The sequence below is a fragment of the Burkholderia sp. 22313 genome, assembly GCF_052045245.1.
GTDB lineage: Bacteria > Pseudomonadota > Gammaproteobacteria > Burkholderiales > Burkholderiaceae > Burkholderia.
In genome coordinates, this window is the sequence record NZ_JBQEON010000023.1 from 1 (window position 1) to 13,649 (window position 13,649).

At 67.6% G+C, this 13,649-nt stretch carries 10 protein-coding genes; 8 read left to right on the forward strand and 2 right to left on the reverse strand.

The annotated features are described in order from the left end of the window. Positions 1 to 56 precede the first annotated feature (56 nt). The 8 genes from ACTJKF_RS19335 (at position 57) to ACTJKF_RS19370 (ending at position 10,018) form a co-directional block, all read left to right on the forward strand. The gene (locus ACTJKF_RS19335) at positions 57 to 1,316 is read left to right on the forward strand and encodes an IS256 family transposase (RefSeq protein ID WP_440625230.1); all 1,260 of its coding nucleotides are present in this window, start codon (positions 57 to 59) and stop codon (positions 1,314 to 1,316) included. Positions 1,317 to 1,579: 263 nt separating this feature from the next. Further along, positions 1,580 to 2,812, forward strand: coding sequence for an aspartate aminotransferase family protein (locus ACTJKF_RS19340; protein ID WP_440625231.1), 1,233 nt, complete (start codon positions 1,580 to 1,582; stop codon positions 2,810 to 2,812). Between the two features lie 30 nt (positions 2,813 to 2,842). Then, positions 2,843 to 3,943, forward strand: a complete 1,101-nt coding sequence (gene aruF, locus ACTJKF_RS19345; RefSeq protein WP_440625233.1) for an arginine/ornithine succinyltransferase subunit alpha — start codon at positions 2,843 to 2,845, stop codon at positions 3,941 to 3,943. After that, positions 3,940 to 4,986, forward strand: a complete 1,047-nt coding sequence (astA, locus tag ACTJKF_RS19350; protein WP_440625235.1) for an arginine N-succinyltransferase — start codon at positions 3,940 to 3,942, stop codon at positions 4,984 to 4,986. The genes aruF and astA overlap by 4 nt, the downstream gene beginning before the upstream one ends. A 7-nt stretch (positions 4,987 to 4,993) precedes the next feature. Further along, positions 4,994 to 6,457, forward strand: a complete 1,464-nt coding sequence (gene astD / locus ACTJKF_RS19355; protein ID WP_440625237.1) for a succinylglutamate-semialdehyde dehydrogenase — start codon at positions 4,994 to 4,996, stop codon at positions 6,455 to 6,457. Positions 6,458 to 6,471: 14 nt separating this feature from the next. Continuing rightward, the gene (gene astB / locus ACTJKF_RS19360) at positions 6,472 to 7,812 is read left to right on the forward strand and encodes an N-succinylarginine dihydrolase (protein WP_440625238.1); all 1,341 of its coding nucleotides are present in this window, start codon (positions 6,472 to 6,474) and stop codon (positions 7,810 to 7,812) included. Positions 7,813 to 7,819: 7 nt separating this feature from the next. After that, positions 7,820 to 8,869 (forward strand): succinylglutamate desuccinylase, encoded by a 1,050-nt coding sequence (gene astE / locus ACTJKF_RS19365; protein ID WP_440625240.1) that lies wholly within the window; start codon positions 7,820 to 7,822, stop codon positions 8,867 to 8,869. Between the two features lie 354 nt (positions 8,870 to 9,223). Next, positions 9,224 to 10,018 carry an ABC transporter substrate-binding protein gene (locus ACTJKF_RS19370; RefSeq protein WP_440625242.1) on the forward strand — a complete coding sequence of 265 codons (795 nt, stop codon included), beginning with the start codon at positions 9,224 to 9,226 and terminating at the stop codon, positions 10,016 to 10,018. Positions 10,019 to 10,133: 115 nt separating this feature from the next. Here ACTJKF_RS19370 and ACTJKF_RS19375 read toward each other — a convergent pair whose 3' ends face one another. Both ACTJKF_RS19375 and cdpA read right to left on the reverse strand, forming a co-directional pair. Next, positions 10,134 to 11,672, reverse strand: a complete 1,539-nt coding sequence (locus ACTJKF_RS19375) for an HDOD domain-containing protein (RefSeq protein ID WP_440625244.1) — start codon at positions 11,670 to 11,672, stop codon at positions 10,134 to 10,136. Positions 11,673 to 11,699: 27 nt separating this feature from the next. After that, the gene (gene cdpA / locus ACTJKF_RS19380) at positions 11,700 to 13,439 is read right to left on the reverse strand and encodes a cyclic di-GMP phosphodiesterase CdpA (protein ID WP_440625377.1); all 1,740 of its coding nucleotides are present in this window, start codon (positions 13,437 to 13,439) and stop codon (positions 11,700 to 11,702) included. Between the last annotated feature and the right edge of the window lie 210 nt (positions 13,440 to 13,649).

Genomic DNA, 13,649 nt, shown 5'->3' on the forward strand with positions numbered 1-13,649 from the left:
GAGCCTATCCGAACCTTTGTGTGTGAGGCATAAACTGATGGCCAAGGAGCCACTTTATGCCACGCAAACGCAAGGAAGAAGTGACGATTGAGCCGGGCAAGGGCTTGAACCTGGACCCGGAACTCATCAAGCAACTGGTGCCCGGAACGCTGGATCGGGCAACGATCAACGAGCAGCTCGCGGCGCTCAAGAAGGCGATCTTCGAACGCGCGCTGGGCGGCGAACTGACCCACCACCTTGGCTACGAGAAGGGTGAAGCCAAACCGGGCGGCCGCACGAACCATCGCAACGGCACCAGCCGCAAACGCGTTGCAACCGACGACGACTTGCTCGACGTCGAGATTCCGCGCGACCGCGAAGGCACCTTCGATCCGGTGTTGATCGCCAAGGGCGAGCGACGCTTCACCGGCTTCGACGACAAGATCATCGCGATGTACGCCCGCGGCATGAGCGTGCGGGAGATTCAGGGCTTCCTGCTGGAGATGTACGGCATCGAGGTATCGCCGGACTTCATCAGCACCGTCACTGACGCGGTGATCGACGAAGTGCGTGAATGGCAGCAGCGGCCGCTCGAGCCGATGTACCCGGTCGTGTTCTTCGATGCCTTGCGAGTCAAGATCCGCGACGAAGGCGTGGTGCGCAATAAGGCGATCTACCTGGCACTGGGCGTGCGCCGCGACGGCACACGTGACGTGCTGGGCCTTTGGATCGAACAGACCGAAGGCGCCAAGTTCTGGCTGCGGGTGGTGAACGACCTGAAGCTGCGCGGCGTGCAGGACATTCTGATCGCCGTGGTCGACGGCCTGAAGGGCTTCCCGGAAGCGATCAACACGGTGTTCCCGGACACGACGGTGCAGACCTGCATCGTGCATCTGATCCGGAACTCGCTGGACTTCGCCAGCTGGAAAGACCGGAAATCGGTCGCAGCCGCGCTCAAGGAGATCTATCGGGCACCGTCGGCCGAAGCGGCCGCCGTGGCGCTGGATGCGTTCGATACGAGCCCGTGGGGTAGGAAATACCCACCGATTGCCGCCCTCTGGCGCCGGGCCTGGGATCAGGTGATTCCGTTCTACGCCTTCGCGCCTGACATCCGGAAAGTTGTATATACGACCAACGCGATCGAGTCGTTGCACATGCAGCTTCGGAAGATCATCAAGGCGCGGGGCCACTTCCCATCGGACGAGGCCGCGCTCAAACTGATCTGGCTGGCGCTGCGCAACGTCGTGGTCAAGTGGACCGGTTCCCGGCACGATTGGAAGAGCGCCATGACACAGTTCGCGCTGCTTTACCCGGAACGATTCAACATTGGAGTCTGAATCTCAACCCGCCTCACACACGAAATTCCGGATACCTCCGACCGACACGATCGCAGGTGCTTCACGCGAAACGAAAGCGCACCACCAAAAACGCCCCCAAACAAAAACGCCCAGACAAAAACCAAGAGCCCTCCGCCGGAAGGGCAAAATAAAGCGAGCTATCCGCTTCCGATAGAACCCGTCGCAATTCTGCAAGACGCTTGCGTCGCCCTTACCTAAACTTGATCCTGTTGAACCCTCTTACGAAACCGAAAGGAACGACCATGACGACCTCGACCGTGACCCGCCAGACATTCGACGAAGTGATGGTGCCGGTATTTTCCCCCGCGCCGTTCGTGCCGGACCGTGCAGAGGGCTCGCGCGTGTGGGACACGGCCGGCCGCGAGTACGTGGATTTCGCGTGCGGCATCGCGGTCACGTCGCTGGGCCACGGCCACCCGGAACTGCTGAAGGTCCTGGACGAACAAGGCCGCAAGCTCTGGCACATCGGCAACGGCTACACGAACGAGCCGGTGCTGCGCCTCGCCAAACGCCTCGAATCGCTGACCTTCGCCGACCGCGCATTCTTCGCGAACTCGGGCGCGGAAGCGAACGAAGCCGCACTGAAACTCGCCCGCCGCGTCGCCTTCGACCGCCACGGCGCCGACAAATACGAAATCGTGTCGTTCGTCCAGTCGTTCCACGGCCGCACGTTCTTCACGGTCAGCGTCGGCGGCCAGCCGAAATACTCGGAAGGCTTCGGCCCGGTGCCCGAGGGCATCAAGCACCTGCCGTTCAACGACATCGAAGCCGCGAAGGCCGCGATCGGCCCGAAAACCTGTGCCGTGATCGTCGAGCCGGTGCAGGGCGAAGGCGGCGTGATCCCGGCCGATCCGGCCTTCCTGAAGGCGTTGCGCGAAGCCTGCGACGCCAACGGCGCACTGCTGATTTTCGACGAAGTGCAAACGGGCGTCGGCCGCACGGGCCAGTTCTACGCATACATGGACACGGGCGTCACGCCGGACATCCTCACCACCGCGAAGGCGCTCGGCAACGGCTTCCCGATCGGCGCGATGCTGACGACGAACGAACTGGCCGCGCACTTCAAGGTCGGCGTGCACGGCACGACGTACGGCGGCAACCCGCTCGCGTCGGCAATCGCCGACAAGGTCGTCGAACTGATCGGCGATCCGGCACTGCTCGAAGGCGTGCGCGAACGCAGCGTGCGACTGAAGGGCGCGCTCGAACGCATCAACGCACGCTTCGGCATCTTCAAGGACATCCGTGGCAAGGGCCTCTTGGTCGGCGCGGAACTCACCGCCGCATTCGACGGCCGCGCGAAGGACTTCGTCACCGCCGCCGCCGAGAACGGCCTCATCATGCTGATCGCCGGCCCGAACGTACTGCGCTTCGTGCCGTCGCTCGTGATCCCGTTCGACCTGCTCGACGAAGGCATCAAGCGCTTCGAAAAGGCAGTCGAGCAGGTGCTCGCGGCCCAGGAAGCCACCGCGCGCTGATCGGCGCGCCCATCGCAGACAGGAACGACGATGCTATTTGTTCGCCCCGGCAAACTCACGGATCTCGATGCGCTCGCGCACATGGCGCGCACCGCGCAGCCGGTCCTGCACTCGCTGCCGCACGACCGCGCGGCGCTCGAAGCGCGCGTGGCGCTCTCCGAGGATTCGTTTCGCGCGGACGTCGACTTCGCCGGCGAAGAGTTCTATCTCTTCGTGCTCGAGGATTCGTCGACGGGCAAGCTGCTCGGCACGGCGAGCATCGTGGCCGCGGCCGGCTACTCGGAACCGTTCTACGCGTTCCGCAACGACGCACTGATCCACGCGTCGCGCGAGCTGCACGTGAACCGCAAGATCCACGCGCTCACGATGTCGCACGAGCTGACCGGCAAAAGCCGGCTGGCCGGCTTCTACGTCGATCCGTCGCTGCGCGGCGACGCGGCCGCGCACCTGATCTCGCGTGCGCGGATGATGTACATCGCCGCGAACCGCCGCCGCTTCACGCCCGAAGTGTTCACGCTGCTGCTCGGCGTGAGCGACAACACGGGCGCATCGCCGTTCTGGGAAGCGGTGGGCCGCAAGTTCTTCGGCCGCAATTTCACCGACGTCGACATCGCGTCGGGCGGCCGCAGCCGCACGTTCATCGCGGAAGTGATGCCCGCGTATCCGCTCTACGTGCCGCTGCTGCCGGAAGCCGCGCAGCGCGTGCTCGGCGAGCCGAACGAAACGGCACTGCTCGCGTACGACATCCATCTCGAGGAAGGCTTCGAGCCGGACCGCTTCGTCGACATCTTCGACGCGGGCCCGGTGCTGACCGCGCAGGTCGACCGCACCGCGTGCGTGAAGCACGGCGCGGAGCGCACGGTGCGCGAAGCCGCGCGTCAGCAGGGCGACGTCGCGTACATGGTGTCGACGGGCAGCGGCGAATCGTTCCGCTGCGTGCTGGCCGACCTGCCGGGCGATACGGCCGACGCGCGGGGCGCCCATGCGCCGCTCGCGGCCGACGCGCGGGGCGCCCATGCGCCGCTCGCGGCCGACGTGCGCGCGGCACTCGATGTGAAGGATGGCGATGTCGTGCGCTGCGTGCCGCTGCACCGCCGCGACGATGACGAGATGAAGGGAGACGCAGCATGATCGTCGTTCGGGTCGTACAAACGGGCGACGTCGACGCGCTCGTGTCGCTCGCGAAGGAAACCGGGCCGGGCCTGACCACGTTCAAGCCCGACCGCGACGCGCTTGCCGCGCGCATCGAACGCTCGCGCCGCACGCTCGACGGCCGCGCCGCGCCGGGCGAAGCCGGCTACTTCTTCGTGATGGAAGAATCGAAGACGGGCGACATCGCAGGCGTCTGCGGAATCGAGACGCAGGTCGGCCTCGAACAGCCGTTCTACAACTATCGCGTGAGCACGGTCGTGCACGCGAGCCAGGAACTCGGCGTGTGGACGCGGATGTCCGCGCTCAACATCTCGCACGACCTGACGGGTTACGCGGAAGTGTGCTCGCTGTTCCTGAGCCCGCGCTATCGCACGGGCGGTGTCGGCGGCCTGCTGTCGCGCTCGCGCTTCATGTTCATCGCGCAGTTTCGCGACCGCTTCCCGGAACGCATCTGCGCGGAACTGCGCGGCCACTTCGACGAAGACGGCACGTCGCCGTTCTGGCGCGCGGTCGGTTCGCACTTCTACCAGATCGACTTCAACGCAGCGGACTACCTGAGCTCGCACGGCCGCAAGTCGTTCCTCGCGGAACTGATGCCGCGCTACCCGGTGTACGTCGACCTGCTGCCGCAAGACGCACAGGACGCGGTCGGCCTCACGCACCGCGACACGCTGCCGGCCCGCAAGATGCTCGAGGCGGAAGGGCTGCGCTACCAGAACCACGTCGACATCTTCGACGCGGGCCCGGTGCTCGAATGCCATGTGAACGACCTGCGCACGGTGCGCGAGAGCGTCGTCGTGCCGGTCGCGATCGGCGTGCCGGATGCAACCGATCACGCACGGGGCGACCATCCGCCGAAGTCGCTCGTGTCGAACACGTCGCTCGGCGATTTCCGCGTCGGCGTCGCGCCGGGCGTGGTCGCGAACGGTGCGTTCGTGCTGTCGGCCGACGATGCCGTCGCGCTCGACGTGAAGGCCGGCGATCCGGTCCGCGTGCTGCCGCTCAAAGTCAAACAAGGATAAACGAATCATGACGGAACTCTTCATCGACGGCGCCTGGGTCGCAGGCTCGGGCCCCGTCTTCGCTTCGCGCAACCCGGGCACCGACGCGATCGCATGGCAGGGCGACAGCGCATCGGCGGCCGACGTCGACCGCGCGGTCGCGAGCGCACGGCGCGCCTTCGCCGGCTGGTCGGCACTCGACTTCGACGCGCGCTGCGCGATCGTCAAGCGCTTCGCCGCGCTGCTCACCGAACGCAAGGAAGCGATCGCCGCCACGATCGGCCGCGAGACGGGCAAGCCGCTGTGGGAAGCGCGTACCGAAGTCGCGGCGATGGCCGCGAAGGTCGGCATCTCGATTCAGGCCTATCAGGAACGCACCGGCGAGAAACGCCAGGACATGGCCGACGGCGTCGCGGTGCTGCGTCATCGTCCGCACGGCGTCGTCGCGGTGTTCGGTCCGTACAACTTCCCCGGCCACTTGCCGAACGGTCATATCGTGCCGGCGCTGATCGCGGGCAACACGGTGGTGTTCAAGCCGTCGGAACTCGCACCGGGCGTCGCCCGCGCGACGGTCGAGGTGTGGCACGAAGCCGGGCTGCCGGCGGGCGTGCTGAACCTCGTGCAGGGCGAGAAGGACACGGGCATCGCGCTCGCGAATCATCGGCAGATCGACGGGTTGTTCTTCACCGGCAGCTCGGACACCGGCACGCTGCTGCACAAGCAGTTCGGCGGCCGTCCGGAAATCGTGCTCGCGCTCGAAATGGGCGGCAACAACCCGCTCGTGATCGGCGAAGTCGAGGACCTCGACGCGGCCGTGCATCACACGATTCAATCGGCGTTCCTGTCGGCCGGCCAGCGCTGCACGTGCGCACGCCGCATCTTCGTGCCGCAGGGCGCGTTCGGCGACCGCTTCCTCGCACGCTTTGCCGACGTCACGTCGAAGATCGCGGCCGACGTGTTCGACGCCGATCCGCAGCCTTTCATGGGGGCGGTGATCTCGGCGCGCGCGGCCGCAAAGCTCGTCGATGCGCAGTCGCGCCTGGTCGAGCAGGGCGCGAAGCCGATCATCGCGATGACGCAGCGCGATCCGCGCCTCGGCTTCGTGAACGCGTCGATCATCGACGTGACCGGCGTGGCGAACCTGCCCGACGAGGAACACTTCGGCCCGCTCGCGCAGATCGTCCGCTACGCGACGTTCGACGAAGCGATCGAGCGCGCGAACGACACGGCGTTCGGCCTGTCCGCCGGCCTGCTGGCCGACGACGCCAACGCATGGGCGCACTTCCGCCGCACGATCCGGGCCGGCATCGTCAACTGGAACCGCCCGACCAACGGCGCATCGTCTGCCGCGCCGTTCGGCGGCACGGGCCGCTCGGGCAACCATCGGCCGAGCGCGTACTACGCGGCCGACTATTGCGCGTATCCGATGGCGTCGGTGGAAAGCACTGAACTGACCTTGCCCGCGAGCCTGTCGCCGGGCCTGCATTTCTGATCGAGGGAACGACGATGAACGCACAAGAAGCCAATTTCGACGGACTCGTCGGCCCGACCCACAACTACGCCGGGCTGTCGTTCGGCAATGTGGCGTCGCTCAACAACGAGAAGTCGGCGGCGAACCCGAAGGCCGCCGCGAAGCAGGGGCTGCGCAAGATGAAGCAGCTCGCGGATCTCGGCTTCGCGCAAGGCGTGCTGCCGCCGCAGGAGCGCCCGTCGCTGCGCCTGCTGCGCGAGCTCGGCTTCTCCGGCAAGGACGCGGACGTGATCGCGAAGGCCGCGAAGCAGGCGCCCGAACTGCTCGCCGCGGCGAGCTCGGCATCGGCGATGTGGACCGCGAACGCGGCGACCGTCAGCCCGTCGGCCGACACGAGCGACGGCCGCGTGCATTTCACGCCGGCCAACCTGTGCAGCAAGCTGCATCGCGCGATCGAGCACGACGCGACGCGCCGCACGCTGTCGACGCTGTTCGCCGATCCCGCGCACTTCGCGGTGCACGAGGCGCTGACGGGCACGCCGGCACTCGGCGACGAAGGCGCGGCGAACCATACGCGCTTTTGCGCGGAATACGGCAAGCCGGGCGTCGAATTCTTCGTGTACGGCCGTGCGGAGTATCGTCGCGGTCCGGAGCCGAAGCGCTTCCCGGCGCGCCAGACCTTCGAGGCGAGCCGCGCGGTCGCGCATCGCCACGGTCTTGCCGAAACGGCGACGGTCTATGCGCAGCAGGATCCGGACGTGATCGACGCGGGCGTGTTCCACAACGACGTGATTTCGGTCGGCAACCGCGACACGCTGTTCACGCACGAGCGCGCGTTCGTCAACAGGCAGGCGATCTACGACACGCTGACGGCCACGCTCGACGCGCGCGGCGCACGGCTGAACGTGATCGAGGTGCCCGATGCGGCCGTGAGCGTGAACGATGCCGTCACGTCGTACCTGTTCAACAGCCAGCTGCTGTCGCGCGCGGACGGCTCGCAAGTGCTCGTCGTGCCGCAGGAGTGCCGCGAGAACGCGAACGTCGCCGCCTATCTCGACCGGCTCGCGGCCGGCAACGGCCCGATTCGCGACGTGCTGGTGTTCGATCTGCGCGAAAGCATGAAGAACGGCGGCGGCCCCGCGTGCCTGCGCCTGCGTGTCGTGCTGAACGATGCCGAGCGCGCGGCCGTCACGTCGAACGTGTGGATCAACGACACGCTGTTCGCGTCGCTCGACGCGTGGATCGAAAAGCACTACCGCGACCGTCTCGCACCGGAGGATCTCGCCGATCCGACGCTGCTCGACGAATCGCGCACGGCGCTCGACGAGCTCACGCAGATCCTGCGCGTCGGGTCGCTGTATGACTTCCAGCGCTGAGTCGCCCATGCCGTCCGCCGTATTGCTCGACGACTTCCTCGCGTTCACGCTCGCGGGCGATCCGCCGGCCGCAACCGGCGGCGCGTGTGCGGACGGTGCGGTGCGCTGGCAATGGCACGGCGACGGGCTGCTCGCGTTCGAGCCGGCCGCGGGTGACGCCGGCGCCGAGGCGCGCGCGAGCGTGCTGGTGTCGGCCGGTGTGCACGGCGACGAGACGGCGCCGATCGAGCTGCTGTCGATGCTCGTGCGCGATCTTGCCGCGGGCACGCTGCCGCTCGCATGCCGGCTGCTGGTGGTGCTCGGCAACGTGCCGGCGATGCGCGCGGGCGACCGCTATCTCGACGACGACCTGAATCGGCTGTTCAGCGGCCGTCACGCGCAAGTGCCGGCGAGCCGCGAAGCGGCGCGCGCGGTGCAGCTCGAAGCGGCGGCCACCGCGTTCTTCGCGGCGGCGCCGAAGGGCGGTGCGCGCTGGCACATCGACATGCACACGGCGATCCGCGCATCGGTGTTCGAGCAGTTCGCGCTGCTGCCGCACACGGGCACGCCGCCGACCCGCACGATGGTCGAGTGGCTCGGCGATGCGCGCATCGCGGCCGTGCTGCTGCATACCGCGAAGGGCAACACGTATTCGCATTTCACGGCCGAGCATTGCGGCGCGCTCGCGTGCACGCTCGAACTCGGCAAGGTGCGGCCGTTCGGCCAGAATGACCTGTCGCGCTTCGCGCCGGCCGACCGCGCGGTGCGCAAGCTGGTCTCGGGTGCGCCGGGTGACCGCGCCGCGGGGGGCGGCCATCCGCCGCTGCCGCGCGTGTTCACGGTGATCGACCAGATCACGAAGCAAAGCGACGCGCTCGAGCTGTTCGTCGCGGCCGACGTCGCGAACTTCACCGCGTTCGCGCGCGGCACGGTGCTCGCGCAGGACGGCGACTACCGCTACACGGTGCAGCACGACGAGGAGCGCATCGTGTTCCCGAATCCGACCGTGAAGCCGGGTTTGCGCGCGGGCCTGCTCGTCGTCGACACGACGCGCGACACGCTTGCCGCACTCGTCTGACCGATGACCGGATGCGCGTGGCCGCGGGATCCACAGCCCGCGCCCAGTCCCGCGGCATGTCCCTTTTTGAGATGACGCGCACCTGCCGCACCGACAGCCCGCGCGCCGCGCTTGCGTATTTGCGACATCGTCTTGCAAGTTCGACGGACCGCCCGGCCGTCACCGCGCACGCACTGCAGCATCGGGCGCCGGCGGCGGCTTTACCGTATCGGGCCGCGCGGATTGGTACAATCGCGGCCTTGCGGCTGTTGCGCCGCATCAAGGCGCGGCATCGGAATTGTCGACGTTATCCGACCCTGCAATGATGCATGCGCCCGTAGTTCCGGAACATTCGAGTATCGAGGAGAACACCTGATGAAGTTGGATTGGCGTAAAGTGGCCGCGCACGCGGTAGTGGCGGCGTCGGCCGTGGCGGCAGGCAGCGCGATGGCTGCGGATCTGAAGGAGATCCGGTTCGGCGTCGAGGCCTCGTATGCGCCGTTCGAATACAAGACGCCCGACGGCAAGCTGACCGGCTTCGACATCGACATCGGCAACGCGGTGTGCGCGAAGCTGAAGACGAAGTGCGTATGGGTCGAGAACGACTTCGACGGCCTGATCCCCGCGCTGCAGGCGCGCAAGTTCGACGCGATCAACTCGGACATGACGATCACCGACCAGCGCAAGCACGCGATCGCGTTCACCGATCCGATCTACACGATCCCGAACCAGCTGATCGCGAAGCAAGGCAGCGGCATGCAGCCCACGCCGCAGTCGCTGAAGGGCAAGCGCGTCGGCGTGCTGCAGGGCACGATCCAGGAAGCGTACGCGAAGAAGAAGTGGGCGCCGGCCGGCGTTGAAGTCGTGCCGTACCAGACGCAGGACCTGGCGTATGCCGACCTGAAGTCGGGCCGTCTCGACGCGACGTTCCAGGATTCGGAAGCGGGCTCGAAGGGCTTCCTGTCGAAGCCGCAAGGCCAGGGCTTCGGCTTTGCCGGCGGCACGGTCAGCGATGCCGAGATCCTCGGTTCGGGCGTCGGCTTCGGCCTGCGCAAGAACGACGCGGCGCTGAAGACCGCGCTCGATCAGGCGCTGAAGGAACTGAAGGCCGACGGCACGATCGACAACCTCGCGAAGAAGTACTTCAGCGTGCCCGTGACGCTCAAGTAAGCGTTTCGATTCGTCGCATGATGCAGCCGGCCGCCTTCGCGGCCGGTTTGCTTTTGGGGTGCCGATCGTGGCGGGTACGCTGGCGTGCCGTCCGCAGGCCTGCGCGGCTGCCGCGTCACGCGGGGAAGAACCGTCCCAGCTCCCGCGCAAGCTCGTTGAGCACGCTCATCTCCTGCTGCGTGATCTTGCGCGCGGGCTGCGCGCCGGCCCAGTCGCCGTACAGCAGCGCGACGGTCTTCGCACCGACGCGCACCGGCAACAGCACGAACGCGAGCGTGTCGGGCAGCGCGTCGAGGTACCACGCGGGCAGGCGCTTCACCATCTTCGGCTCCTGCGCCTGCTCGATGAAGATGCCGACGGAGTTCGTGATCGCGAGATGGAACACGTCCGGCTCGAAGCGCTCGTGGAAGCACAGTCGATCGAGCGCGGCATCGACGCCGGGGCCGAAGCCGAGGCGCGCGGCGAACGTGCCGTCGTCGCGGCGCACGAACATCACGGTGCGCGTGAACGCAAGGCCCGCGAGCAGGCTTTCCGACGCGAGCGCGAGCACCGGCGTCAGGACGTGCTCGGACGGCAGCGCGCGCAGGTCTGCCAGGCCGGCTTCGAGGCAGGCCTCGGGTTCGCCTTGCGCCCGCGCGATTGCGTCGGCGTTCGCGCGCAGTTCGACGATCTCGCGCATGACGGTGTCGCTCGCTTCCTCGCGTGCCAGCCGCTCGGCGATTTCGACGAGCGCGCCGGGTTCGATCTCCAGTTCGGTGCTGCAGTGCTGCGCGAGGGCCGCGATGTGCGCGTCGCGCTGCGGGCCCGCGGGCATCGCCAGCGCACCGGCGACATCGGTCGAGCAGCGGCTCACCGCGCGCAGCCAGCGCACGCGCTCGGGGGTGTCGTCGGCGCAGGCGTCATGGGGCCGCTGGCAGCGGGCGTTCCCGTCGTCGTCCTCATCTTCGTCTTCGTCTTCGTCATCGTCGCGCAGGTCGACGCGCTTCGCATGGCGGTCGCCATCGGCCATCCCCGCGCGAATCACGTCGGGCAGCCGCCAGCTCGCGGCCGCCTCGAGACCGATTTCATCGAAGCCGACGCCGAGCACATCGATGCATGCGGCCTCATCGTCGCCGTTCAACTCGGCGGCGCGCCGGCGGATCCGGTCCCATTCGGTGTCGAGATAGCAGACCACCAGCAGCTTGCCGACCTGGCGCATCAGCGTGCAGACGACGGCTTCCTCGCCGCCGCGCAGCTCCGCGTGCTCGGTCAGCTTGCGCGCGACGCAGCCGGACAGCAGCGCGCGGTTCAGCTCGAGCTTCGCGTCGATGCGGCGCGGCGTGCTGTGATGGAAATGGTCGACGAGCTTCAGCCCGACGACGAGATGGCCGACCGTGTCCATGCCGAGCACCATCAGCGCTCGCGTCACGGTCGTGATGTTGCCGCCGAACGCCATGTACATCGCGGAATTCGCGAGTCGCAGCACTTTCTGCGTGAGTGCGAAGTCCGACAGCACGACGCGCACGAGCGCGGTGAAGTCGAGGTCGTCGTTCTTCATCGCGGCCATCGTCGCGCGCAGCGATTCCGACAGCAGCGGGAAATCGCCCCGTTCGTTCATCCGGGCCCACAGCTTGTCGAGCAGCGCCGTGCGGGGCAGGTGTGCGGTGATTGACATATGGATCTGTCCGGTTCGCCGTGCGCGTCAGGCGGCGTGCAGGCGCAACTGCTGCGCCTCGAAGCGCCGCGCGAGCTCGTCAGACGGCAGCGCCTGGCAGACGAGCCAGCCCTGGATATGGTTGCAGCCCATCTCGGTCAGCAGCTCGCGCTGCGCCTCGGTCTCGACGCCTTCCGCGACGAGCTCGAGATCGAGCGTCTGCGCGAGGCCGACCACCGCCGACACGATCGCGCGGTCGTTGCGCGACGTCAGCAGGTTCTCGACGAAGCTGCGGTCGATCTTCAGCTTCGCGAGCGGGAAGCGCTGCAGGTAGGCGAGGCTCGAATAGCCGGTGCCGAAATCGTCGATCGCGAAGCGGATGCCGAGCTCGGTCAGCTCCTCGAGCAGCCCTTTCGCCTGCGCGGGATCGTGCATCAGCAGGCTTTCGGTGATTTCGAGCACGATGCGGCGCGGGTCGATGCCCGTCAGCGCGATCGCCTCGCGCACGCTCTGCGTGAAGCGCGGGTCGCGGAACTGCTGCGGCGACACGTTGACCGCCACATACTGCAGCGCGAGCCTCTGGCGGTCCCACGCGACGAGCTGCATGCACGCGGCCTTGAGCACCCAGTTGCCGAGATAGTTGATCAGGCCGATCGATTCGGCGAGCGGAATGAAGGTCGCCGGCGGCACGAGGCCGTGCACCGGATGGCGCCAGCGCATCAGCGCCTCGACGCCGACCACCGCGCCCGACTGGCTGCGCGTGATCGGCTGGAAGTGGAGCGAGAACTCGCCGTTGCGCACGCCGTCGTACAGGTCGGCTTCGAGCTTGAGCCGCTCGGCGTCGGCCGGATCGTCGACCGGCGCATGAAACGCGAGCGCATTGCCGCCCGATGCCTTCGCCTGCGCGAGCGCGTGATCGGCGCGGCGCAGCAGCGGGCTGTGGTGCTGCGCGCGATGGGCCGCCGCACGTTCGTCCGGGTAGAGCGCGATGCCGATGCTCGCCGACAGGTGGACGGTCTGCCCCTGATAGACGTAAGGTTCGCGCACCGCGGCCTGCAGCCGGCGCGCGAGCGCGTCCGCGGCGTTGCTCGCGCGGGTGCGGTCCGGCGCGGTGAACACGACCGCGAACTTGTCGCTCGCGACGCGCGCGAGCTGCTCGTCGGGCGCGACGAGCGCCTGCAGCCGCTGCGCGGTTTCGCGCAGCAGCGCGTCGCCGGCGTCGTAGCCGAGCGCGCGGTTGATGCGCTGGTAGTCGTCGAGGTCGAGCAGCAGCAGCGCCGCGCAGGTGCCGTTTTCGTCCGCCGCCTGCTGCGCGCGCATCAGCGCGGGCACGAGTGCGGACAGGTTGTCGAGCCCCGTCATCGGATCGTGATGCATCTCGTACGTCAGGCGTGCCTCGAGCGCGCGCCAGACCGACACGTCGAACGCCGCGATCGCGAAGCCTTCGACGCCGTGGTGGCGGCTCTTGAACGCGCGAATCTCGACGTCGAGCGGGTAGGTGAGCGACTTGACGATGCACATCGTCGCCTTCTCGACCTGGCCGGAACGCGCGGCGCGCGCAAGCAGGCTTTCCAGCGCAGCGGTATCCTGTTCTGCGATCAGGTCGCGCAGCGTCAGCGTGTGCAGGTAGTCGCGGTGATAACCGATGAAGCGCAGGCTCGCGTCCGACACGTACAGAAAGCGCAGCTCGCGGTCGACATGGGCGAGGAAATCCACCGTGCCGACCGTCTGTTCCAGCCAGTCGCGCACGGTGTCGTCGCGTCGCGGCGCACCGGCGCGCGCAGGCATCAGCGCGCCGCCCGACCAGGCGAAGCGGCGCAGCGTATGCAAGGCGTTGCGCCAGGAGCCCTTGCGTGGCGTCTGTTTCCTGTTGGCTTCCATGAGTCTCGCTGACGTGAAGGGCTGGAACCGGTTGTCCGGAAGGAATAACGGCAGGCGGTGCGGAATCTTTAACCGGCTGCCGCTGGACCGGGTCGTGCATACTGTCGTTCGGCAGGC